This is a genomic window from Streptomyces sp. NPDC002564 (assembly GCF_042889645.1).
GTDB lineage: Bacteria > Actinomycetota > Actinomycetes > Streptomycetales > Streptomycetaceae > Streptomyces.
The window spans coordinates 107,140-132,947 of sequence record NZ_JBIARE010000009.1 but is presented as its reverse complement, the minus strand read 5'-3'; the positions used below and the strand labels follow the sequence as shown (position 1 = coordinate 132,947).

The 25,808-nt window shown below is 73.9% G+C and carries 25 protein-coding genes; 9 read left to right on the top strand and 16 right to left on the bottom strand.

Annotated features, from left to right (window positions below; all coding sequences use genetic code 11):
* Positions 1–22 precede the first annotated feature (22 nt).
* From ACFYXE_RS28700 to ACFYXE_RS28690, 3 genes are all read right to left on the bottom strand, one after another.
* The gene (locus ACFYXE_RS28700; RefSeq protein ID WP_389317161.1) at positions 23–3,154 is read right to left on the bottom strand and encodes an AAA family ATPase; all 3,132 of its coding nucleotides are present in this window, start codon (positions 3,152–3,154) and stop codon (positions 23–25) included.
* On the bottom strand, positions 3,151–4,314 hold the full coding sequence (locus ACFYXE_RS28695) for an exonuclease SbcCD subunit D (protein ID WP_389317158.1): 1,164 nt from the start codon (positions 4,312–4,314) through the stop codon (positions 3,151–3,153). Before ACFYXE_RS28695 ends, ACFYXE_RS28700 begins: the two co-directional genes overlap by 4 nt.
* A gap of 72 nt (positions 4,315–4,386) precedes the next feature.
* Positions 4,387–5,013 carry a YigZ family protein gene (locus tag ACFYXE_RS28690; protein WP_389317155.1) on the bottom strand — a complete coding sequence of 209 codons (627 nt, stop codon included), beginning with the start codon at positions 5,011–5,013 and terminating at the stop codon, positions 4,387–4,389.
* 130 nt (positions 5,014–5,143) lie between these two features.
* On the opposite strand from ACFYXE_RS28690, the gene ACFYXE_RS28685 reads away from it, so the two are divergent.
* Positions 5,144–5,827 (top strand): 4'-phosphopantetheinyl transferase, encoded by a 684-nt coding sequence (locus ACFYXE_RS28685; protein ID WP_389317152.1) that lies wholly within the window; start codon positions 5,144–5,146, stop codon positions 5,825–5,827.
* 24 nt (positions 5,828–5,851) lie between these two features.
* On the opposite strand, the gene ACFYXE_RS28680 is transcribed toward ACFYXE_RS28685, so the two are convergent.
* Entirely contained in the window at positions 5,852–7,471 is a 1,620-nt protein-coding gene (locus tag ACFYXE_RS28680) for an amidohydrolase (protein WP_389317149.1), read from the bottom strand.
* A 4-nt stretch (positions 7,472–7,475) separates the two neighbouring features.
* On the bottom strand, positions 7,476–8,999 hold the full coding sequence (locus tag ACFYXE_RS28675; protein ID WP_389317146.1) for an APC family permease: 1,524 nt from the start codon (positions 8,997–8,999) through the stop codon (positions 7,476–7,478).
* Positions 9,000–9,201: 202 nt separating this feature from the next.
* Between ACFYXE_RS28675 and ACFYXE_RS28670 the strand changes: the two genes are divergently transcribed.
* Positions 9,202–9,873, top strand: coding sequence for a TetR/AcrR family transcriptional regulator (locus tag ACFYXE_RS28670; protein WP_389317143.1), 672 nt, complete (start codon positions 9,202–9,204; stop codon positions 9,871–9,873).
* A gap of 127 nt (positions 9,874–10,000) precedes the next feature.
* Complete coding sequence (locus tag ACFYXE_RS28665) at positions 10,001–10,696, top strand: L,D-transpeptidase (protein WP_361177483.1); 696 nt, start codon at positions 10,001–10,003, stop codon at positions 10,694–10,696.
* A gap of 146 nt (positions 10,697–10,842) precedes the next feature.
* On the opposite strand, the gene ACFYXE_RS28660 is transcribed toward ACFYXE_RS28665, so the two are convergent.
* Entirely contained in the window at positions 10,843–11,547 is a 705-nt protein-coding gene (locus tag ACFYXE_RS28660) for a transcriptional regulator (RefSeq protein ID WP_389317138.1), read from the bottom strand.
* A 160-nt stretch (positions 11,548–11,707) separates the two neighbouring features.
* On the opposite strand from ACFYXE_RS28660, the gene ACFYXE_RS28655 reads away from it, so the two are divergent.
* On the top strand, positions 11,708–12,163 hold the full coding sequence (locus ACFYXE_RS28655) for a tellurite resistance TerB family protein (protein ID WP_150164242.1): 456 nt from the start codon (positions 11,708–11,710) through the stop codon (positions 12,161–12,163).
* Positions 12,164–12,194: 31 nt separating this feature from the next.
* Here the strand turns inward: ACFYXE_RS28655 and ACFYXE_RS28650 are convergent, their stop codons facing one another.
* A complete protein-coding gene (locus ACFYXE_RS28650) occupies positions 12,195–13,127 on the bottom strand; it encodes a M56 family metallopeptidase (RefSeq protein ID WP_389317134.1) in 933 nt (310 codons plus the stop codon).
* Between the two features lie 23 nt (positions 13,128–13,150).
* Entirely contained in the window at positions 13,151–13,558 is a 408-nt protein-coding gene (locus tag ACFYXE_RS28645; RefSeq protein WP_389317131.1) for a BlaI/MecI/CopY family transcriptional regulator, read from the bottom strand.
* A 166-nt stretch (positions 13,559–13,724) separates the two neighbouring features.
* On the opposite strand from ACFYXE_RS28645, the gene ACFYXE_RS28640 reads away from it, so the two are divergent.
* On the top strand, positions 13,725–14,300 hold the full coding sequence (locus ACFYXE_RS28640; protein ID WP_361180991.1) for a TerD family protein: 576 nt from the start codon (positions 13,725–13,727) through the stop codon (positions 14,298–14,300).
* A 53-nt stretch (positions 14,301–14,353) separates the two neighbouring features.
* On the top strand, positions 14,354–14,761 hold the full coding sequence (locus ACFYXE_RS28635) for a CoA-binding protein (protein ID WP_361180992.1): 408 nt from the start codon (positions 14,354–14,356) through the stop codon (positions 14,759–14,761).
* Here ACFYXE_RS28635 and ACFYXE_RS28630 read toward each other — a convergent pair.
* Both ACFYXE_RS28630 and ACFYXE_RS28625 read right to left on the bottom strand, forming a co-directional pair.
* Entirely contained in the window at positions 14,758–15,753 is a 996-nt protein-coding gene (locus ACFYXE_RS28630; RefSeq protein ID WP_389317126.1) for an alpha/beta fold hydrolase, read from the bottom strand. The two genes, ACFYXE_RS28635 and ACFYXE_RS28630, sit on opposite strands and share 4 nt — an antisense overlap.
* Before the next feature lie 82 nt (positions 15,754–15,835).
* Positions 15,836–16,897, bottom strand: a complete 1,062-nt coding sequence (locus ACFYXE_RS28625) for a PucR family transcriptional regulator (protein ID WP_389317123.1) — start codon at positions 16,895–16,897, stop codon at positions 15,836–15,838.
* Between the two features lie 203 nt (positions 16,898–17,100).
* Between ACFYXE_RS28625 and ACFYXE_RS28620 the strand changes: the two genes are divergently transcribed.
* Positions 17,101–17,541: a nitroreductase family deazaflavin-dependent oxidoreductase gene (locus tag ACFYXE_RS28620; protein WP_389317120.1), complete on the top strand. Its 441-nt coding sequence runs from the start codon at positions 17,101–17,103 to the stop codon at positions 17,539–17,541.
* A gap of 139 nt (positions 17,542–17,680) precedes the next feature.
* Here ACFYXE_RS28620 and ACFYXE_RS28615 read toward each other — a convergent pair whose 3' ends face one another.
* From ACFYXE_RS28615 to ACFYXE_RS28605, 3 genes are all read right to left on the bottom strand, one after another.
* Entirely contained in the window at positions 17,681–18,760 is a 1,080-nt protein-coding gene (locus ACFYXE_RS28615) for an LLM class flavin-dependent oxidoreductase (protein ID WP_389317117.1), read from the bottom strand.
* A complete protein-coding gene (locus ACFYXE_RS28610; protein WP_389317114.1) occupies positions 18,760–19,296 on the bottom strand; it encodes an SRPBCC family protein in 537 nt (178 codons plus the stop codon). Before ACFYXE_RS28610 ends, ACFYXE_RS28615 begins: the two co-directional genes overlap by 1 nt.
* Before the next feature lie 103 nt (positions 19,297–19,399).
* Positions 19,400–19,897, bottom strand: a complete 498-nt coding sequence (locus tag ACFYXE_RS28605; protein WP_361180998.1) for a helix-turn-helix domain-containing protein — start codon at positions 19,895–19,897, stop codon at positions 19,400–19,402.
* Between the two features lie 190 nt (positions 19,898–20,087).
* Between ACFYXE_RS28605 and ACFYXE_RS28600 the strand changes: the two genes are divergently transcribed.
* Both ACFYXE_RS28600 and ACFYXE_RS28595 read left to right on the top strand, forming a co-directional pair.
* A complete protein-coding gene (locus tag ACFYXE_RS28600; protein ID WP_389317110.1) occupies positions 20,088–20,957 on the top strand; it encodes an AAA family ATPase in 870 nt (289 codons plus the stop codon).
* A complete protein-coding gene (locus ACFYXE_RS28595; RefSeq protein WP_389317107.1) occupies positions 20,954–22,408 on the top strand; it encodes a VWA domain-containing protein in 1,455 nt (484 codons plus the stop codon). Before ACFYXE_RS28600 ends, ACFYXE_RS28595 begins: the two co-directional genes overlap by 4 nt.
* Before the next feature lie 43 nt (positions 22,409–22,451).
* On the opposite strand, the gene ACFYXE_RS28590 is transcribed toward ACFYXE_RS28595, so the two are convergent.
* The 3 genes from ACFYXE_RS28590 to ACFYXE_RS28580 form a co-directional block, all read right to left on the bottom strand.
* Entirely contained in the window at positions 22,452–23,687 is a 1,236-nt protein-coding gene (locus ACFYXE_RS28590; RefSeq protein ID WP_389317104.1) for a carboxylesterase family protein, read from the bottom strand.
* A gap of 103 nt (positions 23,688–23,790) precedes the next feature.
* Positions 23,791–24,783: an anti-sigma factor RsbA family regulatory protein gene (locus tag ACFYXE_RS28585; protein WP_389317101.1), complete on the bottom strand. Its 993-nt coding sequence runs from the start codon at positions 24,781–24,783 to the stop codon at positions 23,791–23,793.
* Positions 24,780–25,673, bottom strand: a complete 894-nt coding sequence (locus ACFYXE_RS28580; protein WP_389317098.1) for an MEDS domain-containing protein — start codon at positions 25,671–25,673, stop codon at positions 24,780–24,782. The genes ACFYXE_RS28585 and ACFYXE_RS28580 overlap by 4 nt, the downstream gene beginning before the upstream one ends.
* Positions 25,674–25,808: the final 135 nt, after the last annotated feature.

Here is a 25,808-nt window from a genome sequence, read left to right as displayed (position 1 = left end):
CCGTCCCGCGCCCGGGGGCCCTTCAGGTCGTGGCGCGCTGCCGCACGGTCGATCCGTCCCGGCCCTTCACGACCTCCAACTGCGCGTGCACGCGGCGGCGCAGGTCCGCGACGTGGCTGACGATGCCGACACTGCGGTCCCGCTCGCGCAGCGCGTCGAGGACGTCAAGGACCTCGTCGAGCGTCTGGTCGTCGAGGCTGCCGAAGCCCTCGTCGATGAAGAGCGTGTCCAGGCGCACGCCGCCCGCCTCGTCGGTGACCACGTCGGCCAGTCCCAGCGCGAGGGCGAGCGAGGCGAAGAAGGTCTCGCCCCCGGAGAGCGTCGCCGTGTCGCGCTCGCGGCCCGTCCACGCGTCGACCACGTGCAGCCCGAGGCCCGAACGGCCGCGCCCCGTGCGGTCGTCGGAGTGCACCAGGGTGTAGCGCCCGGACGACATGCGGCGCAGCCGGACGGTCGCGGCCGCCGCCACCTGCTCCAGGCGGGCGGCCAGCACGTACGACTCCAGGCGCATCCTGCGTTCGTTGTCCGAGGACGTGCCCGCGGCGAGGCCGGCCAGCCGCGCCACCCGGTCGTGCGCGGCCCGCAGCGGCGCCAGCCTGCGCAGGCCGGTGGCGGCCCGCGCGGAGAGCCGGTCGAGCTCCGCGCACCGCTGGGCGGCGCCGTCCCGCGCGGAGGCGGCGTCACGCAGGCGCCGGCCCGCGCCCTCGGCCTCGGCGCGCGCGGCGGCCAGGTCGGCGGGCGGCCGCTGTGCGGCAGCCGCCGTGTCCGGCTCGGCGAGCACGGAACGCACCGCGGCCTCGTCGTTGCGCCAGGCGTCGATGCGGTGCTGCAGCTCGCGGTAACGGACGTCGTCGAGGAGGGCGTCGGCAGCCGCGGCCGGTGTGTCGAACCCGGCGCGGAAGGCCGCGTCGGCGAGCCGGGCGTCCGCGTCCTTGAGGCGCTCGGCGGTGTCGTCGGCGGCACGTGCGGCGTCCGCGGCCTCGGTGAGCAGCGCGGCCTGCCGCTCCAACTGGTCGGCGCGGACGGCGACGCTGCCCGCGGTCCCGCGCGCGCGGGTCAACTCGGCGTCCAGAGCGTCCTGTTCCCGCTGCAAGGCGTCGCGCAGGGTCGCGCGGGACGCTGCGCGCCGTTCGGCCTCCTGCTGTCCGGCGAGCCTGCGGTCGTACTCGCGCTCGGCCTGGGCCAGCGCCTCGCGGGCGGCGTGCAGCCCGGAGGCACGGTCACGCGCCTCGGTGTAGGCCCGGCGCAACGCGTCGACGGCCGCAGCGAGTTCGTCGACGGTGGGGTCGGTGTCGGCGGACGCCACGGTCCGGCCTCCGGACGCCCGGTGGTCCGCGGCGGCAGGTCCTTCTTCGGAGTCCTGCCCGGCGCCGCCGCGCGCGGATTCCGTCGCCGCCGCCAGGGATTCCCGTACGTCCCCCAGGGCGCGCTCGGCGTCGGCGCGGGACTCGTCCGCGCGGCGGTGCGCGGCGAGGGCCGCCTCCTCGGCCCGGCGGTCCACGTGCCCGGCGACCTTGCGGGCGGGCGCGGGGTGGTCGGTCGCGCCGCACACCGCGCACGGCTCGCCGTCGGTGAGGTGTGCGGCCAGTTCGGCGGCGATGCCGGTGAGGCGCTGCTCCTTGAGGGCGAGCCAGTGCTCGTGGGCGGTGGTGGCGGACTCGCGGGCGGCCAGGGCGCGTTCCTGCGCGGCCGCCGCGTCCCGGGCGAGCCGGTCGCGGCGGCGGGCCGCGTCCAGGCGGGCCTGGGCCGGTTCGAGGCGGCCCGCGACGCGCTCGGCCCGGGTCGCGGCCTCCTGGGCGGACTCGATGCGCTCCTGGAGCGTGCCGCGCCGCTCCTCCCAGCCCTCGAGCCAGCCTCCGGCGTCCTGGAGCAGCTCGTCGTCGGCGCGCTCCTGACGGTCCAGCGCGGTGCGCTCGGCGGTGATCTCGGTGACGCGTACCTCGGCGCGCCGGGCCGACGCGAGGCCGCCCAGCTCCTCGGCCGCCGTGCGCGCGGCGGCGGCCAGGCCGGCGGCGCCTGATCCGGCGAACGTCTCGGGCAGACGGCCACGCGCGTGTGCCTCCGCCTCCGCGGCGCGGCGGTGCTCGGCGTCGGCGGTGTCGCGCAGGCCGAGGGCGGGGGCGACGGAGTCGGCCTTGCGGGCCCGCTCCAGCCGTTCCACGAGGTCGCGCTGTTCGCCTTCGCGCGCGTGGAGCTGCGCGGCGCGCGCCTGCGCCTCGGCGAACCGGCCCTGCAGCCGGTCCAGTTCGCGGACGTCCCCCAGGCGGCGCTCCGCGCCGGCCCGGGCGGATTCGGCGGCCGTGAGGGCGCAGTCCGCGACGGTGAGGCGCTCCCGCGCCCCCGCCCGGGCCACGGCGGCCCAGGTGAGGACGGCGTCCGCGAGGCCGGGGTCGCCGGGGGCCACGTCGGGCAGCGGCCACTCGGCGCCCCCGCGGCCGTCGCCCGCGGCCTGCTGCATGCGGTGGGCGTCGGCGAGAAGCGCGGCGTCACCGTCCTTGACCTCGGCCTCGCCGCTGCGCCGCTGGTCGGCGAGCCGCTGCTCGACGGCGGCGAACCTGCGCGTGTCGAAGAGCCGTCCGAGGAGCTTGCCGCGCGCCTCGGCGTCCGCGCGCAGGAAGCGGGCGAAGTCGCCCTGGGGCAGGAGGACGACCTGGCAGAACTGCTCCTTGCTCATGCCGAGCAGCTGCGTGATCTCCTCGCCGATCTCCTGGTGGGAGCGGCTCAGGTCCTGCCATGCCCCGGCTCCCGCGTCGGCCGCGTCGCCCTTCGGCGGTGCCGCGGCGTCGTACTCGCGCAGCCAGCTCTGCGCCTTCTCCGTGGTGGTGCCCGTGCCGCGCTTCTTGGGGCGCTCCCACGGGGGCTGCCGGGTGACCTCCAAGCGGCGTCCTGCGACGGTCAGTTCGAGCCGGACTTCCGTGCGGGTGCCCTGCTGGGCGTGGTCGCTGCGCAGCGTCATGCCCTGCCCGGAGCCCTGCCGGGCGCCGGGCACCGAGCCGTAGAGCGCGTAGCACACGGCGTCCAGGACGGAGGTCTTGCCCGCTCCTGTCGGGCCGTGCAGCAGGAAGAGGCCGGCGGCGCTCAGGTCGTCGAAGTCGATGTCCTGGGTGCCGCCGAAGGGCCCGAAGGCCGTGACGCGGAGCCGGTGGAGCCTCATCGGGCCACCTCGCGCAGCGTGTCGTCGGTGCGGACCGCGTCGAACGCCGCGCGCAGCACGTCCTGCTCCGCCGCGTCGGGTCCGGCGCCGCGCACATGGGTCACGAAGTCCTCGGCGATCTGCTGGTCGGTGCGGCCCCGCAGCCGCTGGGCGTACGAGACGTCCGGGTCGTCGGGGGCCCGGTCGGGGTCGAAGACGAGACTGAGGGTGTGCGGGAAGCGCTCGCACAGCCGGGCCATCGGGTCGTCGGGGCGCACCGCGTCGGTCAGGGTGGCCTCCACCCACGCGTCCTCGTGCGGGGTGAGCGCCGGGTCGGCGAGCAGCTCGTCGAGGGTGCCCCTGATGCGGGCGAGCGGGCGCGGCACCGGACAGTCGACGCGCTCCGCCGTGACGTCCCCGTCGGGGCCGAGGTCGACGAGCCACATGCTCTTGCGGTGGTCGGCCTCGGAGAAGGAGTACGGCAGCGGGGAACCGGAGTAGCGCACGCGCGGGGCGAGGGTCTGGCTGCCGTGCAGGTGGCCGAGCGCCGCGTAGTCGACGCCGTCGAAGACCGCGGCGGGCACGGCGGCGACCCCGCCGACGGTGATGTCGCGCTCGCTGTCGCTGGCCTGGCCGCCGGTGACGAAGGCGTGGGCGAGGACGACGGAGCGGGTGCCGGGGGCGCGGCCGGCGAGGTCGGCCCTGACGCGGTCCATGGCGGCGCCGAGGACCGCCTCGTGCCCGGCCCTTTCGACCCGGAACTCGTCCTTGACCAGGGCGGGTTCGAGGTAGGGCAGGCCGTAGAACGCCACGTCGCCGTGGGCGTCGGCGAGGACGACGGGGTCCGCGCAGGCCGCCGGGTCGGTGCGCAGGTGGATGCCGGCGCGGTCGATGAGACCGGCGCCGACGCCGAGGCGGCGTGCCGAGTCGTGGTTCCCGGAGATCATGACCGTCGGCACGCCGAGATCGGCGAGGCGGTGCAGCGCGTCGTCGAAGAGCTCGACGGCCGCGAGCGGCGGCACCGCCCTGTCGTACACGTCACCGGACACCACCACGGCGTCCACGGCGTGCTCGCGCACGGTCGCCACCAGGTGGGCGATGAACGCGGCCTGGGCGTCGAGCATGTTCACGCGGTGGAACGATCGCCCCAGGTGCCAGTCGGACGTGTGCAGCAGCCTCATGATTCACGAGACTAACGGGCGGGTCGGACATCACGGGCGGGCACTCCCGTAACGCGTGCGGGTCCGCTCGTGTCAGGCGTCGCCGTACGCCTCTCCCCCGAGCTCGAACGTGGCGCTGCCGGCGGTGGCGTCGGCCAGCCACCCGCGGAAGGCGTCCACGTCGGCGTCGGGCAGCCCGATCTCGATCGTGACGGCGTCCCCGTAGCGGACGTCGCGCACCGCGCGGCCCGATGCCCGCAGGTCGTTCTGGATCTTGCCCGCCCGCTGGTGGTCGACGGTGACGGTGGCGAGGCGGAAGCGGCGGCGGGTGACCGTGCCGAGCGTGTCGAGTGCCTCGCCGACCGCTCCTCCGTAGGCGCGGATCAGTCCGCCCGCGCCGAGCTTGACGCCCCCGTAGTAGCGGGTCACGACCGCGACCACGTACCGCATGTCGCGCCGCATCAGCATCTGCAGCATCGGGACGCCCGCGGTGCCGCCGGGCTCGCCGTCGTCGCTGGCCTTCTGCACGGAGGCGTCCGCGCCGATGACGTAGGCGAAGCAGTTGTGGCTCGCGGTCGGGTGTTCCTTGCGGACGCGCGCGACGAAGTCCTGGGCCTCCCGCTCGGTGGCCGCGGGTGCCAGGGCGCACAGGAAGCGCGAGCGGTTGATCTCGGTCTCGTGCACGCCCTCACGGGCCACTGTGCGGTACTCGTCCTGCATCACGCCAGCGTAGGCGCTCGTCGGCGGCCGGTCGCACCCGGGAGGGCGGCCGGGTGGCGTGGGCCACAGCCCGCACGCCCGTGCGGCCCGCCCGGTACCGTGATCCCTCGTGACGTCACCTTCGATACCCGTGCGCCAATCCCCGGAGTCGGCGGGTCCCTTGGCGGCCCTGCTCGCCGACGTGCCCGTCACCGTCGTCGAGACCCACCACGACCCGGCCGACGCCGTCCTCTTTCCCGAGGAGGCGGCGGTGGTGGCGAACGCGGTGGCCAAGCGGCGCGACGAGTTCACCACGGTGCGGCACTGCGCCCGCACCGCCCTGGCCCGCATCGGCGTCCCGCCCGCGCCGATCCTGCCCGGGCAGCGGGGCGCGCCGGGCTGGCCGGACGGGGTCGTCGGCAGCATGACGCACTGCGCCGGCTACCGGGCGGCGGTTGTCGCGCGCGCGGGCGAGGTGACCTCGGTCGGCATCGACGCGGAGCCGGGCGAGCCGCTGCGGGACCCGGACGTGCTGAACCTGGTGGCCGACGAGACGGAACGTGCCGCGCTCGCCGCGCTGGGGGCCCGGCACCGGGCCACGCCCTGGGACCGGCTGCTGTTCAGCGCGAAGGAGTCCGTCTACAAGACGTGGTTCCCGCTGACGGGGCGCTGGCTCGGCTTCGAGGACGCCCGGGTGGAGCTGGACCCGGCCGGCACGTTCACCGCGCGGCTGCTGGTCGAGGGCCCGGTGGTGGCGGGCGCCGAGCTCAAGGAGTTCTCCGGTCGCTGGATCGTGCGGAACGGGATCGCGGCCACCGCCATCGTGCTGCGCTGACAGCCGGGGGCCTGACGGCCGTGGTTACTCCTCCCCGGCCCGGTAGGTGGGCCTGCCGCCCAGCCACGTGCCGAGCACGCGCGCGTGGCGGATGTCCATCGGGTCGCCCGCGCGCGGGTCCGCGGAGAGCAGGACGAGATCGGCGGGCGCCCCGGGCACCGGCGCGAGACGGTCGTCGGCCCCCGCCTGGTGGGCCACCCCGGCCGTGGCGGCCGTCAGCGCCTGCTCGACGGTGAGCCGCTGGTGCGGGAGCCAGCCCCCGGCGGGCTCGCCCGCGAACGTGCGCCGGGTGACGGCGACTTGGATGCCCTCCAGCGGGACGTGCGAGCTCACGGGCCAGTCGCTCCCGAAGGACAGCCGTACGCCGTCGTGCGCCAGCTCCCCCATCGGGTACTGGAGCCGGGCCCGCTCCTCGCCGATGCGCGGGACGGACAGCTCGGTCTGGAGCGGGTCGGGCTGCGCCCACAGCGGCTCGAAGTTGGCGATGACGCCGAGCGCGGCGAAGCGGGGCAGGTCGGCGGGGTCGACGACCTGGACGTGGGTGATGACCGGGCGCCGGTCCCAGGGCGGGTTGGCCTCGCCCGCGGCCTCGACGGCGTCGAGCGCGGCGCGCACGCCCGCGTCCCCGATGGCGTGGATGTGGATCTGGAAGCCGTCGGCGTCGAAGGCCCGCACCGCCTCGGCGAGCGCGTCCGGCTCCCACACCGGCATGCCGCAGCTGTGCGGCGCGTCCAGGTAGGGGGCGAGCATGGCGGCCGTGCCGCCCTCGACGACGCCGTCGCTGAAGAACTTCACCGTCCGCGCGGAGAGCAGGTCCCCGCCCTCGGCGGCCACGCGCGCGCGGGTCGCCGCGAACGGCTCGCGCTGCGCGCGCCAGCGGTCCGGGTCGGCACGCTGGGCCAGGTCGACGCGGACGGTCAGGGCCCCGCGCCGGGCGGCGGCGAGGTAGGCGTCGGCCATCTCCGGTTCGACCCAGGCGTCCTGCACCCAGGTGATGCCCGCGCGCGCGTACGCGCGTCCCGCCCGGCGCACCGCCTCCACCAGGTCGTCCACCGGGCGCGCGGGCACCTGGTCGAGCACGAGGTCGCAGGCGTGCCACTCGCGGAGCGTCCCTAGGGGCGTGCCGTCCGCACGGCGCACGATCCAGCCGAGGCGCGGCTCCGGGGTCGTCCCGGTGACCCCGGCCCTGCGCAGCGCCTCGGTGTTGCACCACACCGTGTGGTAGTCGTGGGCCCGCAGCACGACGGGCCGGTCGCCGACCGCGGCGTCCAGCCAGCGGGCGTCGAATTCCCCGTCGGGCGCGAGCGCGGGGTCGTACGAAGCACCGACGATCCACTCCGCCTCGGGATGTTCCTTCGCCCACCGCCCGACTTCGAGGACGATCGCGTCGACGGACTCCAGCTCCTTGATCTGCGGCCCGAAGCTCTCCAGGCCGCCGAAGAGCGGGTGTGCGTGCCCGTCCCCGAAGGCGGCCATCAGCAGCCCGTCGCCGATGTCGACGACCTCGTCCGCGGTCCCGGCGAGGGCGCGTGCCTCGTCGCCGAGGGCGATGATCCGGCCGTCGCGCACGGCCAGCGCCGAGCTGTCGCCGACGGCCGTGCCGGTCCGTACGGTGCCGAGGAAGACCAGGGTGGTCGCCGTCATGCTGTCACTGCCTCCTTGCGCGCGTGCCTGCGCTCGTGGTGCCGGTACCGATGTCCTGTACGGGGATCCGCTCGGCGTCCACCGTGGTGAGTCGCTCGTATGCCGCCGGAGTGCGCCGTCTGATCCGTAGCGCGAGCACCACACCGGCCGCGAAGAGGACGGGCAGCGGCGCGATCAGGGCCGCGTTCACCGTGTTCGACGCTCCGGTGAGCAGGTCGAGGTTGGCGCAGACGAGGACGATCATGACGGCGAGCCCCGCGCAGGCCAGCAGCGGGGCCGCGGCCACCCGCCAGGCGGGCAGCCCGCGCCGGTCGCCGCGGAAGAACCCGTACACGGCGAGCGCGGCGAGTGCCTGCATGAGCATCACGCCGAGGATCCCGGACCCGCTGCTCCACAGGAAGGTCACGGTGTAGGGGTCGGCCCCGCTGAGCACGGTGACGACGACCACCGCGAGCGCGACCGCGGACTGCGCGACGACCGCGGCGGCCGGTGCCCGCGTCCTCGCCGCGACCGTCCCCAGGCGGGCGGGCAGCAGGCTCTCCCTGCCCAGGGCGTAGAAGTAGCGGGCGGAGCCGTTGTGGAAGGCGAGGGTGGCGGCGAAGGCGCTGGTGATGATCAGCACGTGCATGGAGTCGGCGGCCCACGCCCCGGCGAACCGTTCGGTGGCGGCGAAGACCATGTCGGCCCCGCCGTCGCCGTTCGCGACCGCCTGGGCCCGGTCGGAGCCGTACGCGTTGATGATCATCCAGACGGTGAAGGTGTAGAAGAGCGCGAGGAAGGCGACGGCCAGGTAGGTGGCGCGCGGCACGCTGCGTTCGGGGTCCCGGACCTCCTCCGCGTAGATCGCGGTCGCCTCGAAGCCGATGAAGGCGCCGACCGCGAGGACGAACATGCCGCCGACACCGGACTCGCCGAGTCCGGCGGGCGAGAGGGTGCCGAAGTCGAGGCCCCGCGGCCCGCCCCCGTCCGCGAGGATGCCCGCTTCGAGAACGAGCAGGACGAGGATCTCCAGGACGAGTGCCACGCCGAGCACCTTGGCGCTGAGCGTCACCCGGAGGTAGCCGAGCACGCCGATGGCGACGAGCCCGGCGATCGCCCAGATCCACCACGCGACCCGGACCCCGGTGAGGTCCTCGAAGCCGGATTCGGTGAACCAGCCGAAGGCGGCGAGCAGGCCGACCTCGATCGCGTTGTACGCGTAGAGGGCGACGTAAGCGGAGCCCGCTCCGGTCGGACGTCCGAGGCCCCGTCCGATGTACGCGTAGAACGCTCCCGCGTTGCGCACGAAGCGGCTCATCGCCGTGAATCCGGCGGCGAAGACGACGAGCAGCACCCCGGAGAGCAGGTAGCCGAGCGGTGCCGCCTTGCCCGCCATGCCGATGGCCAGCGGGGCCACGCCCGCCATGACGGTCAGCGGCGCGGCGGCCGCCACCACGAAGAAGACCAGGTCGCCGGTGCCGATGGCCCCGCCGCTGAGGCCTTGCGGGGCCTCAGCGGGAGCCGAGGGGCTGGGGATGGATGCGGTCACGCGTGTACTCCTGGGGTCGCAGGCACAGGCGAGGGCGGAACAGCCGGAACAGCGAAGTGATCGTCGGGCGCCACGGCGCACCCCTCCGTCGTCGCGCCGTTGCGACGACGGAAAACTAAACCCTTTAGTCCGGGCTGCCAGGACCGTACTGTGCGGGGGAAGCGTCTGGGAAGAGGCCACGTGGTCGAAAGGGGGCGGCGCGATGGCGGACAGGGGGCGTCCCCGAAGGCCCGTGCTGGGCGTGGAGTTGATCGCGCGCGAGGCTCTCGCGATGATCGACGCCGACGGTGCCGCCGTGTTCAGCCTGCCGCGCCTCGCCGCCCGCCTCGGCGTGCGGACCGCATCCCTCTACAACCACCTGGACGGGCGCTCCGCCGTGATCGAGGCCGTGCGGCGACTGGTCGTCGAGGAGATGGACGTCTCGGCCTTCGCGGTGCTTCCGTGGCCCGATGCCCTTGCGGCGTGGGCCCGTTCGTATCGGAACGCGTTCGCGCGTCATCCCCACGCCATCGAGCTGCTCGCCACGACGACGATCAGCTCCCCGGCGACGCTGGCGATGTACGAGGCGGTGGTGACGGCGCTGGCCCGCGGCGGCTGGCCGCGGGAGCACCTGGTGACGGTGCTGACGACCGTGGAGTCGTTCCTGCTCGGCTCCGCGCTCGACCTCGTCGCGCCGCCCCTGATGATCGACCCCTCGGACCACGCCCCTGACGTGCCGGTGCTCGCCGATGCCCTGCGCGCGACGCACGTCGGCGGCAAGGCGGCCCGTGCGGACGAGGCGTTCGAGGAGGGGCTCGACGCGCTGCTCCGGGGGCTGCGGGGACAACTGGAGGAGCGACGGCGGCTGCCGCGGGACCCGCGCCCGCAGGCCTAGCGGGCCTGTTACAAAGCTGTGTCACCTCCCCCTACAACGAACCCCGCGGTCGTGCGGTCTAGCAGGTGGAATCCGTTCCGCGGAGACGGCGGACGGCGGTCGCACGACGAATGAGGAGCAGGCGACAGTGGGGGACATACGCAGACGAGGGGCCGTGGCGCTGGGGATCGCGGCGCTGGTGGCACCGCTCACGGTGGCGCTCGGGGCCGGTACCGCCCAGGCCGCGTCGTGCTCGACGCAGACCGGGCCGTATCAGAAGCAGGTCGAGAAGTTCCTCGGCCGCACGGTGGACGGCAAGCAGTCGGCCGCCGACTGCAAGGCCATCAAGGCCTTCCAGACCAAGCACGGCATCACGCCGAACGCCGGGTATGCGGGAAGCATCACCTGGGGCGTCATGAACCTCATGAACAAGCAGAAGGCCGTGGGCGACAACCCCAACAAGGCGGGCAAGTGCCCGACCGACAAGGGGCGCATCGCCTGCGTCGACCTGACGCTCCAGCTCAGCTGGATCCAGGACGGCAAGGACCTCAAGTACGGCCCGGTGCCGGTCCGTACGGGCCGCAACGGCCACGAGACCCGTACGGGCCTCAAGAAGGTCTACTGGCGGCACATCGACCACGTGTCGAGCATCTACCACGTGCCGATGCCGTACAGCCAGTTCTTCGACGGCGGCCAGGCCTTCCACTCCGTCGGCATCAGCGTCTGGTCCCCGCCGGGCTCCCACGGCTGCGTCAACATGACGAAGAAGGACGCCGTGAAGTACTGGAACATGCTGCGCAAGGGCGACGACGTCTTCGTCTACGGCCGCAAGCCGGGCACCTGATCCGCACCCACCGCACCTGTCCGGTGGCCGGCCCGGCCACCGGACGGCCCTGCGAGGACGATCCCAAATGGGTCAACTCCGCGGCAGAACGGAGAACTTGCCGCGCGCGGTTTTCGACCGTCGAGGACGCAGAGGGCGCGGAGGGCTCAGGGCTTCGACGTCCCGCCGCCCTCGCCGCCGTGTGCGCCGTCGCCGCTCGCCAGCGTCTCCCAGAACATCTCCTCGTAGCGCGCCACCAGTCGCCCGTACCGCAGGTGCGCCGCCGTGACCCGGCCGCGGTCCAGGCCCGTCTGGACCGCGGTGAGCGCCTGGCGGTCGAGGTCGGGGGCCGGCTCGGCGAAGAGGTCGAAGAATCCGCAGGCCGCGTCGTCGAAGCCGTAGTGCTCGCGCAGGGCGCGGGCGACCGTCGCGCAACTGCGGCCCCAGGCGGCGAAGTTGGCGGTCAGCGCGAGCACGACGTCGGTCGGCTCGCCGTTCAGGGCGAGCCAGGCCACGTACGCCGGGTAGGCCTGGCAGCCCGGCTGCGGTTCGTACGTCGCCGCCTCGTCCCTGCCGACCCCGCAGGCGTCCAGCAGCGGGGCGAGCCGCTCCCTGGCGAGGCTCTCGCCGTCGGCCAGGGCGTCGAAGAAGGCGGCGGACTCCAGGTCCTTGGACTCGGCCGCCCTGCGGGCCAGATGCTGGAAGGAGCGGCGGTCGGCGGGAATGACGTGCCGCTGCTCCAGGCCCAGGAGCGCGAGCGTCCGCACCCGCGCCCGCCCCTCGGCGATGCGCGGCACGAGCGGGTTCGCGTCCGGGGCCGGGGCGAGGCGGGTCGCCGTGGTCCGCAGGAGTTCTTGAGCCGTCGGAGTCATCACGCACACCTTCCGCTGGGCGTCCGCTGGGCGGGAACTTCTCGGTCCGACTGCTAGTTTCTACTCTGCTGTAGAAACTGGCGGGGGCCCGGACCTGCGCGCAGCGTACCGGGACCCCGGCCGACACCCCTGATACATCGATACGTTTATGGAGTTCCCCATGGCTCTGTGGGACCGCGTCAAGGAATCCGCGTCGACGATGCAGACGCAGCTGATGGCGAAGAAGAACGACCTGAAGAGCGGCGCGTTCCGCGACGCCAGCATGGCGATGTGCGCACTGGTGGCGGCCGCCGACGGCACCGTCGACCCGTCCGAGCGCCAGCGCGTGGCCCAGCTCATCGGCACGAACGAGGTGTTGCAGAACTTCCCGGCGGACGACCTGCGCCGCCGCTTCGACGAGTACGTGGACAAGCTGACCGCGGACTTCGCGTTCGGCAAGGTGAGCGTGCTGCAGGAGGTCGCCAAGGCGAAGAAGAAGCCCGCGGAGGCCCGCGCGGTGATCCAGATCGGCATCGTCATCGGCGGCGCCGACGGCGACTTCGACAAGGACGAGCAGGCCGTGGTCCGCGAGGCGTGCTTCGCGCTCGACCTGCCGCCGCACGAGTTCGACCTGTAGTCGCCGCCCCGCCGGACCGGCCGCGCGGCTCTCAGAGCGGCGTGGCCGCCCGCAGGATGAGCACCATCGTGACCGCGGAGTTCGCCGAGGACATCGCGGACACGGCGGTGCCGAACGCCGCGGACCACAGGGCGAGCCCCACGCCGGTGAACACGGAGGGCCGCGTCCGGACCGCGGGCGCCGGCGCGAGCAGCGCGGCGACGCGGCGCGGCACGGGGCCCGGGGCCGCCAGTCCGGCGAAGGTCGCGGCGGGCACGCCCCGCGAGACCAGGGCCGCCTTGCCGATCGCACGGGCGACCACCCGCCGGTCGCGCACGGCACCGGCCGCCGCCTCGTCCGCCCACCGCTCCGCGGCATAGGCGACGGACGTGCGCAGCGGCCGCAGGAAGGGGTTGGCGCGGGCCGCCAACTGCGTGACGATCAGGTGCCGGTGGTGCCGTGCGGACAGATGGGCCCGCTCGTGGGCGAACAGCGCGCGGCGCTCCGGTGCGGCGAGCCGGGACAGCATGCCGGTGGTGACGACGACCCGGCCGCCGTCGCGCGAGGGCAGGGCGTAGGCGTAGGAGGCCGTGTCGTCGAGGACGGCGACGGAGCCGCCGGGCAGCCCGACGAGGGCACGGTGCCCTCGCCGGCGCACCCGTGCGTGCCGCCACAGCGTGCGCGCACAGGCCGCGCACACGGCGAGCAGCGCGGGGATCGCGACCTTGCCCGCCACCTCGTCGTAGGGCACGGCCGCCCGCACCTCGGGGTCGGACCAGCCGTCCGGCAGGGGGTTGCCCGGCAGTTGGGCGGTGCCGACGACCATGAGGAGGGCCAGGCAGAGCGTGCTGCACAGGGCCATGACGCCGGCGACGACGGTGAGCAGGCGGGTCGCGGTGCGCGGGTGGAGGTGCTGCTCGGCGAGGCGCGCGATCGGCCACGCGGTCAGCGGCAGCACGAGAGGCAGGAAGACGAAGACGCCCATCAGCGAAGAACCCCCATCAGGCGTCAGTCGTCGGCCTCGGCGCCCGCCTGGCCGAGCAGGTCGCGCAGGAGCTGTTCGTCGTCGGGCGTGAGCGTCGTGACGAAGCTGGCGAGGACGGCCTCGCGGTCGCTCTCGCCGTCGAGCACCTTGCGCATGCGGAAGGCGGCGAGCCCGGCCTCGTCCGACGCGGGCATCCACGCGAACGACCGGCCCGCGCGCTCGCGGCTGACCACGTCCTTGGCGAGGAGGCGGGTGAGGATCGTCATCACGGTGGTGTACGCGAGGTCGCCACCGATCCGCTGCTGCACCCAGGCCGCACTGACCGGCCCACGGGCGGCGTGCAGCGCGGCGAGCACCTGGGACTCCAGTTCGCCCTGTGCGCGGCGGCGCAGCCGCGGCTGCGGCTCGTCGCGCTCGTCCTCGTGCGTCATGCCCGGAATCCCTCCAGCCTCTGTGTGCTCCACGGCGGACGGGGAGCGCCCTATCGTAACGGGACACCACCGCACGGCCCCACTTCTACAGTCCTGTAGATTTCGGGCAGCCAGAATCCAGCAACCAGAACGCTGAACCTCAGACTCTGAACCTCAGGAGGACATCGTGGGAGTTTCCCTGGCCAAGGGCGGCAACGTCTCTCTCAGCAAGGAGGCCCCGGGCCTCACCGCCGTGCTGGTCGGCCTCGGCTGGGATGTGCGCACCACCACCGGCACGGACTACGACCTCGACGCGAGCGCGCTGCTCTGCGACGAGTCGGGCAAGGTCGTCTCCGACCAGCACTTCGTCTTCTACAACAACCTCACGAGCCCCGACGGCTCCGTGGAGCACACCGGCGACAACCTCACCGGCGAGGGCGAGGGCGACGACGAGGCGGTCAAGGTGAACCTCGCGCAGGTGCCCGCCGAGATCTCGAAGATCGTCTTTCCGGTCTCGATCCACGACGCCGAGAACCGCGGTCAGAGCTTCGGTCAGGTCCGCAACGCGTTCATCCGCGTCGTGAACCAGGCGGACGGCGTGGAGATCGCGCGCTACGACCTGTCCGAGGACGCCTCGACGGAGACCGCCATGGTCTTCGGCGAGCTCTACCGCCACGGCACGGAGTGGAAATTCCGCGCCGTCGGCCAGGGTTATGCCAGTGGGCTGCGCGGCATCGCGTCGGACTTCGGTGTGAACGTCTGATCCGCGCGCGGCTCTGACGGCATCCGGCCGCGACTTTTCGAAGGAGGCAGGTCATGTACGGCGACCAGGAATCGGTGCGCAGGATCCTGACGGAGCTCGGCGACACCTGGGCCGTCGTGGGCCTGTCCAACAACCGCGACCGTGCCGCGTACGGCGTGGCCGCCGTGCTGCAGCGCTTCGGCAAGCGGGTCGTGCCGGTCCACCCCAAGGCGGAGACGGTCCACGGCGAACAGGGCTATCCGTCCCTGTCCGCCGTGCCGTTCCAGATCGACGTGGTGGACGTGTTCGTGAACAGCGCGCTGGCGGGCCGGGTCGCCGACGAGGCGGTCGCCGCCGGCGCGCAGGCGGTCTGGTTCCAGCTCGGCGTGGTCGACGAACCGGCCTACGACAGGACGCGTGCGGCGGGCCTGGAGATGGTGATGAACCGCTGCCCGGCCATCGAGATCCCGCAGCTGGGCTAGCGCTCCGCGACGGGCGTCCCCGAGGACGGCGTGGACGACGCTCCCGCGGCCGGTGGGACCTGCGATTCGGGGGGCGGCGCCGTGCGCGGTTCCGTGGGCGGCGCCGTGCGCGACTCGGTGTGCGCCGCCACCGCGCCGACGAGCTCCGGCCACAGTTCGCGCGGCCGGTCGTGCCCCATGTCGGGGACGAGCAGCAGTCTCGCCCCCGGGACGAGCTCGGCGGTGCGCTCGCCGCCGCTCGGAGTGATCAGTGTGTCGTCCAGGCCGTGGATCACCAGGGTCGGCACCCGCAGCTCCCGCAGCTCCGCGGCCCGTGAGCCGTCGAGTACCATCGCGCCGAGCTGCCGTCCGACACCGGCGGGGCGGTACGCGCGGTCGTAGCTCCTGGCCGCCAGATCGCGCAGGGCCGCGCCGTCGCCGTAGCGCTTGGAGGCCCACACCAGTTCGCGGTCCGCCGCGGCCACGTATCCCTCGCGGTCCGTGGGCCGCGGCGCGAACAGCACGGCCTGGGCCTCCGGGGTGGCCGCGCCGTAGGCCGATTCGCCGGTCGAGGACATCATCGACGTGAGGCTCAGCACCCGGGAAGGCCGGGTGAGGGCCATCCGCTGGGCGATCATGCCGCCCATCGACGACCCGACGACGTGCGCACGTCCGACGCCGAGCGCGGTCAGCAGGTCGAGGCCGTCGGCCGCCATGTCCGTCAGCGTGTACGGCACCATGGCGCGGGCCGCGGCGAGGTCGCCCGAGCTCACCGCGGCGATGAACCGCCCCAGGTCGACGGGGTGTTCCTCGAACCCGGTGGACAGCCCGCAGTCGCGGTTGTCGTAGCGGATGACATGCCGGCCCCGGTCGGCCAGCGCCCGGCAGAAGTCCTCGTGCCAGGCGATCATCTGGGAACCGAAGCCCATCACGAGCAGCACGGGCGGGTCGGCGGGGTCCCCGAACGTGTCGTAGGCGAGCGACATCCCGGAGGAGAGCTGAGCGATCGGCATCCCCGGATCCTCGCAGGAACGGCCCGCCCTCCGCAGGGGGAATTCCGACCACCGGACGGTCCGCCCCGGCCGTGCGGCACGCTCAGAACGGCTGGTCGGGCCAGTCGAGGAGGCGGGCGCCGATCACTGCCGTCTGCAGGGTGTAGCGGTGCACCGGATCGGCCGGGTTGACGCCGGTGAGCTGGTGGATGCGCTCCAGGCGGTACGTCAGGGCCCGCACGCTCAGTGAGAGGCGGCGGGCCGCCTCGGCCGCGACGCAGCCCGCGTCGAAGAACGCGGTCAGCGTGTCGATGAGGGGCTGCGCCCCGCCGCGCGCCTGCCGCAGCGGACCGAGCGTGTGGACCACCAGATCGGCCATCGCCTGCCGGTCCCGGGTGAGCACGGGGTAGACCAGCAGGTCGGCGGCGCGCAGCACGGGCTCGGTCAGTTCGAGCCGGTCGGCGAGGTCGAGGGCGTTGAGTGCTTCCTCGTACGACTGGACGACGCCGCCCGGGCCCTGTTGCGGGCGGCCGATGACGACGCGGCCGCCGTCCGTGGCGGCGTAGGCGTGCTTGGCGAAGAAGGCGAGAACCTCGTCCTGGTCGCCGGGGGCGATGCACACCAGGAGGCCCTCCTTCGTGGTGAGCAGGACGCTGCGGTCCCCGAACCGGCCGGTCAGGGCACGCTCGACCTCGCGGGGCACGGCGTCCCCGTCCTCGTACCCCCGCGCGCCCCGGGCGACGGCGACCGCGTGTGCGGAGGAGAGCCGGAGTCCGAAGCGCTCCGCGCGCTCGGCGAGCAGGCCGAGGTCGCTGCGTCCGTGCAGCAGGTCGTCGATGAACTCCCGCCGGGCGGCCTCCTCCCGGCGGACCGCGAGCCGCTGGGCCCGTTCGTACCCTTCGGCGAGCGCGTCCACGGCCTGTTCGGCGACGGCAAGGACGCTGTCCGGGGACACCGACCGCGCGGTGGGCCAGTGCGCCCGGGTCGCCGCCAGGTGCGCGCCCACCAGCGCCCGCAGCCCGAGCCCCGCCTCGGCCGCCCGCTCCCCCAGCGCCCGCCGCGAGTGCAACTCGTCGCGGGTCAGCCTGCGTCCCGTCACCGAGGCGGCGGCCAGGATGTCGGCGTAACCGTCGAGATACTCCTCGGGTATGCCGTACCCCGCCATGTCCGCCCCCGCCGTGGTGGTGACCGGCAGCCGCCCGCGCCGTCACCGTCGATGTCGTTCCCGCCGGATTATTTCAGGCCCTTGCGCCGCATACGGGCGCCGGATGCCCAGGTGTACGTCGGCGTCCGGCCCGGCGGTTCGGCCGAACGAACCATCCGTCACCGGAGGGGAACAATCAGTGAGAGCGGGGCGTTGGACGGGACATGCCTCTGACTGGTGAATACGAGCCCGGTACGTGGGACTGGGCCAGCAAGCAAGCCGCGTTGTACGAGAGCTCAGGCGGGAAGGAGGGGACGACCCTGCAAGGCGCTCCGGTGATCGTGCTGACCTCCGTCGGCGCCAAGAGCGGGAAGCTCCGCAAGAACCCCCTGATGCGCGTCGAGCACGACGGGGAGTACGCCGTGGTCGCGTCCAAGGGCGGCGACCCCGCGAACCCCGCCTGGTACCACAACCTGGTCGCGAACTCCCATGTGGAGCTGCAGGACGGCCCCGTGAAGAAGGACTACCGCGCGCGGGTCGTCTCCGGCGAGGAGCGGGACCGCTGGTGGGAGCGGGCGGTGGAGGTCTGGCCGTCCTACGCCGAGTACCAGGAGAAGACGACCCGGGAGATCCCGCTCTTCGTCCTCACTCCGTTCGAGGGCTGATCCCCCACGCCGGGAGCCGTTCCCGCACAAGGAGCCGACCCGCGGCCCGGCACGGGCCGGGCCTGCCGCTTCCGTCACGGGGCGCGGCGGGCCCGGCCCGCGGATCGGCGCGCCGGGCCCGGCCGACGGGTCGAGCCGCTTACGCCTCAGGCGTCTCGGGCGTCTCCGGTGTCTCCGGCGTCTCGCGGACGAGCTCGATGGCCCGGCCCAGCGTGGCGAGCCGGGCCTCGAGGGTGTCGCCCGCCGGATAGAGGCGGACGGTGTCGACGCCCGCCGCGCGCCAGACCCGCAGCCGCTCGCGCACCATCTCCTCCGTGCCGATCAGCGTCGTCGCGAGGACCATCTCGTCGGTGACGAGGTCGGCGGCACCCTCGCGGTCACCGGCCTGCCAGCGTTCGCGGACCGCCGCGGCGACGTCGGCCCAGCCCTGCCTGCTGTAGGCGCCGTTGTAGAAGTTGGTCGAGGCGGATCCCATTCCGCCGAGGCTGAAGGCGAGCTCCTTCTTGCGTCCGGCGACCATGGCCCGCAGGGCGTCCTCGTCGGCCGCGAACGCCACTTCGGCACCCTGGCAGATGTCCAGGTCGGCCCGGACCCGTCCGGCCGCGGCGAGGCCGGCGTCCAGGTGGTCGAAGTAGGCCGCCTTCGCGCCCTCGGGCACGAAGCTGGTGCCGAGCCAGCCGTCCGCGACCTCGCCCGTCAGGCGGAGCATCTTCGGCGAGAGCGTGGCGAGGTAGACCGGCAGATCGTGCTCGACACCCAGCGCCAGGCGCATGGGCCGGGCCTCGCCGCCGGGCAGCGGCACGGTGAACTCCCGCCCCTCGTAGGTGATCTTCTCGCCGGACACCGCCCGCCGCACGATGTCGACGGTCTCCCGCATCCGGGTCAGCGGGCGCGCGAACGGCACCCCGTGCAGGCCCTCGATGACCTGCGGTCCGGAGGGGCCGAGGCCCAGCAGGAAGCGGCCCTCGGAGAGGTGCGCGAGCGTGAGGGCCGCCCGCGCGATGGCGACCGGGGTGCGGGTGGCGAGCTGGATGATCCCCGACCCCAGCAGCATCCGCTCGGTGCGGGCCGCGAGATAGCCGAGCGGGGAGGGCGCTTCGGCACCCCACGCCTCCGCCACCCAGCAGATGTCCATGCCCAGCTTCTCGGCCTCGGTGACGAAGTCGACGGTCTCCCGCCAGTTCGGGCCGGATGCCTCGATCGTCGTCGACGTACGCATCAGGCGCGCACCTCCGTCACGGTCGACGTGCCCTCCGCCAGCCCCTTGATCGCGGCGACGGTGGCGGTCATGCTCCGCTCGAACTCCCGCAGCCGTACGAACACGATCTTCTGCTCCTTGTCCGGCATCCGCTCGATCGCGTACGAGAGGCCCGAGCGGCCCGGGCCCATCCGCATCCACTGCGTCAGGAGCGTGCCGCCGTCGTCCTGCGCGGCGAGGCTGAACCGCCACAGGGCGCTGGGCCGTTCGGGGTCGCCCACCGCCCAGGCGAACTCGCGCGGCGCCGCGCAGGCGACGACGTACGACGTGGTCTCCCACTCCCCCAGCGACGCGTGCCTGCTGCGGCCGGTGAAGCGGGCGCCGGGCGCGGGCCCGCTCGCCCCGTCCAGCCACGCGACCGACTGCAGCTCACCGCTCAGCGCGGGCATCAGGCCGATGTCGGAGACCAGCTCCCACACCCGCTCCGGTGACGCGGAGATCCTCCCGTCCACCTCGACGGTCGGCCCGTCCGCGTAACGCACACCCGTCCACTCCATCGACGCCTGCCCTCCACATAGTCGCTGGCCTTGAGAGTTGCGTAGATGAACTCACTCGTCAAGGGTCGACGCCGGACGCACGCGCAGGGCGGCGCCCGGTCCGTCAGCGGCTGAATCTGGCCCGCACGTCCGGGCGTTCGGCGAGCCGGGGCGGATAGCCGGGGCCCAGGCGCACGCTCGTGTTCGCGGCCGTCATCGGCTCCTTGCAGTCGGCGCAGACCACTTCGGCGTGGCTGTCGTGGCCGCAGCGGTCGTGGTGGAAGACGACCGGCGCGCCCTCCTCGCCGCTCAGCCAGCGGTCGCCCCAGCTGTTCATCGCGGCGAGGACGCCGAAGAAGTCGCGGCCCTTCTCCGTGAGGACGTAGTCGTGCCGCACCGGGTCGCGCTGGTAGGCCCGCTTCTCGAGGAGGCCTTCGTCGACCAGGCGGCGCAGCCGGTCGGTGAGGGTGTTGCGCGCGATGCCGAGCTCACGCTGGAAGGCGTCGAAGCGCTGGATGCCGTAGAAGGCCTCGCGCAGGACGAGCGGCGTCCACCAGTCGCCGAGCAGGTCCATCGTGCGGGCGATGGAACACGGCCAGTTCGCAAAGGATGTCCGCCTCATGGCATCAGCATACGAAGTCGCGGCACCGCGTTCGAGAGTCTCACCATGAGACCCAGCAGCAAGGACCGGCCACCGGTGGACGTGACGTTCGACGCAAACGGCGCCGGGCCGTTGTGGTCGGGCGGGCCCACCTGATCGGGTACGAGGCGCGGGGGCGCCCGCGGAAACCCAAGCACCGGGAGAACACCCCATGACCACCGGGTACTTCACGTCCGTCGACGACGTCGCGGCCCGTCTGGCCGGGACGGGCTATCTGGCCTCGCCCGCCGTCGCCACCACCGTCTTCCTCGCGGACCGGCTCGGCAAGCCCCTCCTGGTGGAGGGCCCGGCCGGGGTCGGCAAGACGGAGCTGGCCAAGGCCGTCGCCGAGGTCGCGGACGCACGGCTCGTCCGGCTGCAGTGCTACGAGGGCGTCGACGAGTCGCGCGCGCTGTACGAGTGGAACCACGCCAAGCAGCTCCTGCGTATCACCGCGGGCCGCGACGAGTCGTGGGACCAGGCGCGCACCGACATCTTCGGCGAGGAGTTCCTGCTCTCCCGGCCGCTGCTCACCGCGATCCGCGGCGACGAGCCGAAGGTGCTGCTCATCGACGAGACGGACAAGGCCGACGTGGAGGTCGAGGGCCTGCTCCTGGAGGTGCTCAGCGACTTCCAGGTCACCGTGCCGGAGCTGGGCACGATCAGCGCGGAGCGCCGTCCGTTCGTCGTCCTCACGTCCAACGCGAGCCGCGAGCTGTCCGAGGCGCTGCGCCGCCGCTGCCTGTTCCTCCACATCGGTTTCCCCGAGGAGGAGTTGGAGCGCCGCATCGTCCGCATGAAGGTGCCGGGCCTCGACGAGGCGCTCGTCGCGTCGGTGGTGCGGGTGATCGGCGCGCTGCGCGCCATGGACCTGCGCAAGGTGCCCTCGGTCGCGGAGACCATCGACTGGGCCCGCACCCTGCTCGCGCTCGGCGCCGACACGCTCGACGAGGCCGTCGTGCGCGACAGCCTGGGCGTCGTCCTCAAGCATCAGGACGACGTGCTGAAGGCCACCGCCAAACTCGACCTGGACGCCGTGTGACGGCGCCGCCCGCGGGCCCGGCCGGGCTCCCCTCCGACGGACTCACCGGCCGTCTCACCGGACTCGTCCACACCCTCCGTTCGCACGGTCTGCGCATCGGACCGGGCGAGAGCGTCGACGCGGCGGCCGCCCTGGAGGTCCTCGGCCTCGCGGACCGGGAGCGCGTCAGGGAGGGCCTGGCCGCCGCGTTGCTCCACCAGGAGAGCCAGCGCGCGGTGTTCGACCCGGTCTTCGACCTGTACTTCCCGCTCGGCGTCGGCGCGCCGGACGGGACCGACGGGCCGCGCGAGGACGGCGACGACGCCGCCCGGAACGCCCTGCGCGAGCGTCTGGTCGCCGCGCTCGCCGCGAACGACCGTGCCCTCCTCGGCGCTCTCGCGGGCGAAGCGGTCGACGGCTTCGGCGGGTACGGCACCCCGTCGTCGGGGGCGTCGGGGGCACCGGGGTCATCGGGCTCGGACGGCTGGTCCTCGTACCAGACCCTGAGCCGACTGCGGCCGGAGACGCTGCTCACGCGGGTGCTCGCCGCCCTGCGTGCGGGGCCCTCCGGGCAGCGGACCGGGGAGGCGGCGTTCACGGACCGTCTGGAGGCGGACGAGATCAGGCGCCGGATCGAGGCGTTCCGCGACCTCGTGCGCATCGAGGCGCGCCGCAGGGTCGCCGAGCGGCGCGGCACGCAGGAGATCGCACGACGGGCCGTGGCGACCACCGCGGACCGTGTCGACTTCCTGCTGGCGGGCCGCGCCCATCTGGACGAACTGCGCAGGACGGTCCATCCGCTGGCCAGGAAGCTCGCGACCCGGCTCGCCGCCCGCCGCAGAAGGGCCGCGCGCGGCACCATCGACCTGCGCCGCACCCTGCGGGGCTCGCTGTCGACCGGCGGGGTGCCGATGCGCCCGGTGCTGCGCAGGCGCCGGCCCGCGCGCCCCGAGCTGGTGCTGCTGTGCGACGTGTCCGGTTCGGTCGCGGGCTTCGCGAACTTCACGATGCTGCTGGTCCAGGCGTTGCACGACCAGTTCAGCAAGGTACGGGTGTTCGCCTTCGTCAACCGGGTCGACGAGGTCACCGGGCTGCTCACGCACGGCGCCGCCGACCCGGCGGGGCTCGGCGGCAGGATCCTCGGGCGGGCGGCGGTCACCGGCTGGCACGGCAGCAGCGACTACGGGACGTCCCTCGGGGAGTTCGCCGAGCGGTACCTCGACGCGGTCGGACCGCGCGCCACGGTCTTCGTCCTGGGGGACGCGCGCACCAACATGAGCGACCCGAACCTGCCCGCGCTGCGGCAGATCACCGGGCGGGCCCGCCAGGTGTACTGGCTCAACCCCGAGCGGCGCGCGCAGTGGTCGACCGGGGACTCGGCGGCGTACGCGTACGCCGAGCTGGTGGAGATGCACGAGTGCCGCAACGCCCGCCAGCTCGGCGCGCTGATCGCACGGTTGCTGCCTGTGTGACGTCCGGCCGCGCGCGAGGCGCCCCGCGCGCCGGACCGGCCGATCAGGCGGTGCCCGAGGCCTGGACCGGCGCGCAGAGCAGCGGTGCCGTGGTGGGGCCGGGTGTGCCGGTGCGGGCGAAGGCGGTCCAGGAGGCGCGCAGTGCCCTGCCGAGGCGGTCGGTCTCCTCCCACGGGGTGTTGCCCAGCATGGGCGAGGCGCGCCAGGCGTCGCGGGTGCCGAAGAGCAGCGGCAGTTCCAGGCAGTGCGCGGCGCCGAACGGCGACCCGGCGGGCCGCCAGTCGAGGCGGTACGCGTGCACCCGGGCACCGGCGCGCACGAGCCGCTCGCCGAGGCGGGCGAGCGGCTGCTCGTACACCTCGCGGGTGCGCTGCGCGGCGTCCTCGCCGGGACCGCCGAACACGGTCATGTCGTCGGCGTTCCAGCCGTACAGGACGTCGAGGCCGCGTACGTTGTCGTCGAACGAGGCGCCGGGTGCGGGGATCGGGTCGATGCCCTCCACCGGGATGAACGCGGGCTCCATCGTGCGGCCCGCGTCGCGCAGGTGCGCCAGCGCGGTCTCGCGCTGCGCCGCGAGGACCGCCGGGACGTCGGCCGTACGCGGGTCGGTGCCGAGCGCGTCGGCGAAGAAGCGGCCGAGGGCGAGGGACTCCTTGTGCGGGCGGGCGGTGATCTCGCAGGGCGCGCTCTGCAGGACGGCTCGGTGGAAGAGGCCGCGCGCCTCGGGGAGCTCCAGCAGGAGGCGGACGGAGATGCCGCCGGCCGACTGGCCGATCACGGTGACGTCGGCGGGGTCGCCGCCGTAGTCGGCTATGTGCTCCCGCACCCAGCGCAGCGCCTCCACCTGGTCGTACAGGCCGAGGTTCCCTTCGCTGACCCCGTCGAGGCAGAGGTACCCGAGCGCTCCGAGACGGTAGTTGACGCCGACGACGACCACGTCGCCCTCCGCGGCGAGGACCGCTCCGTCGTACCAGTCCATGAGCCCCGCGCCGCTGCTGAACCCGCCGCCGTGCAGCCACACGAGCACGGGTCTGGCCGCCGTGTCGCGGGCCGGGGTGGCGATCGTCAGGTGGAGACAGTCCTCGCCCTGCGGGCGGACGTCCAGGGGCGGGCCCATCACCGCGTCGAGGCGGGAGGGCGGCTGCGGGCAGATCTCGCCGCTGGACGGGCGGGTGTCGCCCGCAGCGACCGGGCGCGGGCGGGCGAAGCGTGCGGCGGTGGCGTAGCGGATCGGCCCGGTGCGGATCACTGCGGCGCCGGGGGTCGTCGGTTCGGGCATGCGGGCGCACCTTCCGTGGCGAGTACGGATCGACCCGGCGCAGTCTCCGTCACCGGGCGGAGCGACGCCAGCCGTCCGACCGGCGTGATCGCCACGCGGGCGCTCACCGCCGGAAGTGGATCCGCACCACCGCCCCGTCCTCGTCGATCCGCTCGGTGACCAGATCGCTCAACTGGCGCACCACCCACAGGCCGTGGCCGCGCGCCGCCTGCGGGTCGGGCGGCACGTGCCCCAGGAAGCCCGCCTCCCGCAGCGGCCTCGCGGGGTGGCCTCCGCCCTGGTCGGCCACCTCGAACACCACCCACTCGGCGTCGTTCCACAGCCGCAGCACGCCCCGCCCGCCGCCGAAGCGGACGGCGTTGAGGACCGCTTCGTGGACGGCCGCCGCCACGTCGCGGGCGCGGCCGTCGGTGAGGCGGCAGCGCCGCGCGTACTCGGCCGCGGCCAGCCGTACGGCCACCGACTCGCCCCGCACGAAGGGCACTTCGCGCGGTGGTGCGGCAGGTCGGGGCTCGTGCGGCGAGGTGCGGGAGAGCGCGTCGCACTCGGCGTAGAAGTCGGCCGGGTCGGTGTAGGGGGCGTCGAGCGTGCCCCTGCCTCCGTCGACGTCCCCTTCGGCCGCGGCGAGGGTGACCTGCGGGTGGGTCCGCAGGGCTCCCGCGATCACCGCTTCGGGCAGGATCCGGGCGTCGTAGGGGCACACGATCCAGTGGCCGGAGTCGGCGAACGCCACGTTGACCAGGGATTCGTAGCGCATCCACTCCCGCTCCTCGGCGGGGCTGCGCCCTGTCCACAGCGGTTCGCCGATGACGCGGACGCGCCGGGCGCCGCCTTCGTCGCGGGCGGTGCAGTAGTCGTTGTACCGGCCCAGGGTGCGGGACGGGAAGTGGTACCAGTCCAGGGCGTCGACGAAGTCGACCTCCCGGGCGGCGGCGCCGAGGGCGTCGCGCAGCAGGGCGATGTTGTCCGCGCGGACCACGACGAGGACCGCGTCGTCCGCGACGAGTCCGTCGCGGACGAAGTCGGCCGTGCCGGAAAGGAACTCCTCGTCCGAGGCATAGCACAGCGCCTGGTGGACGAAGCCGGTGCCAGTCATGACTCGTCGTGGCCCTTTCCCATGTCCAGGCCGGGGATCCGGTCCCAGCCGGTGACGCGCAGGACGCGGCGCACGTGCGGGGCGACGCCGTCGAGGATCAGGCCGCCGCCCAGCGCGTACAGGCCGAGGCCGGTGAACACGAGCAGCCGCAGCGCGCACACGTCGATGAAGGTGAGGCCGCGCAGATCGAGCCGGGTGTGGTGCGGGTCGTCGGTGCGGCCGGTGGCGCGCTCGGTCTCGGTGCGCAGGGCGCGGGCGAGCGCGGTGACGTTCGTGTCGTCGACCTCGCCGCACAGGGCGAGGCCGGGCGGGGTGAACGTCCGCGTGATGCGCAGCAGTTCGTCCTGCCAGACGTCGTCGGCGACCGCTGTGCCGTCGTGCAGCGCGTCGAGCGCCGCCTGGTCGCGCGGGGCGAGGCGGCGGCGGTCGTACTGGCACAGGCCGAGCGCGGGCAGCGTGGCGAAGACGGCCCCGAGGCGCCGCTCGGCGCCGCAGAGGTCCTCGGGCCGTTCGGCACCCTCGTCGGGCGTCACCTCCAGCGCGACCCGCAGTCCCAGGAATCCGTCGGTCACCGCGGCCTCGACCTCGCGGCGCACCAGGTCGTCGAGGCCGCGCGGATCGCCGGCCCCGACCGGCCGCGGCACGGTCCGCAGTCTGCCCGCGGCCAGCGCGCCCGCCACGTCACACCCTTCGCGCCGCAGGAAGTCGAGCAAAACGGACGGCTGTTCGTCGACCGAGGTGAGGAGCAGCCCGCGCTGGCCGCCGGCCAGGGCGTCCATGAGGAACGCGGCGAGCACCGCCTCGCGTTCCTCGTCCGTGCGATAGCCGAGGACGAGATGATCCCCAGGCCGCATCTGCCCCACGGCTCGCAGGGCAGGAGCGGTGTCCATCCTCACGCACCCCCTTCGTACCGCGTCCGCCGCACCGCTACCCGATGTGGCTGAACGGTTACACGGTACGCATCCGAGGTGCCCTCCGGAACGGGCTCGGGTGATCCGTGGCCGCCGTCAACACCGCACGTTTCA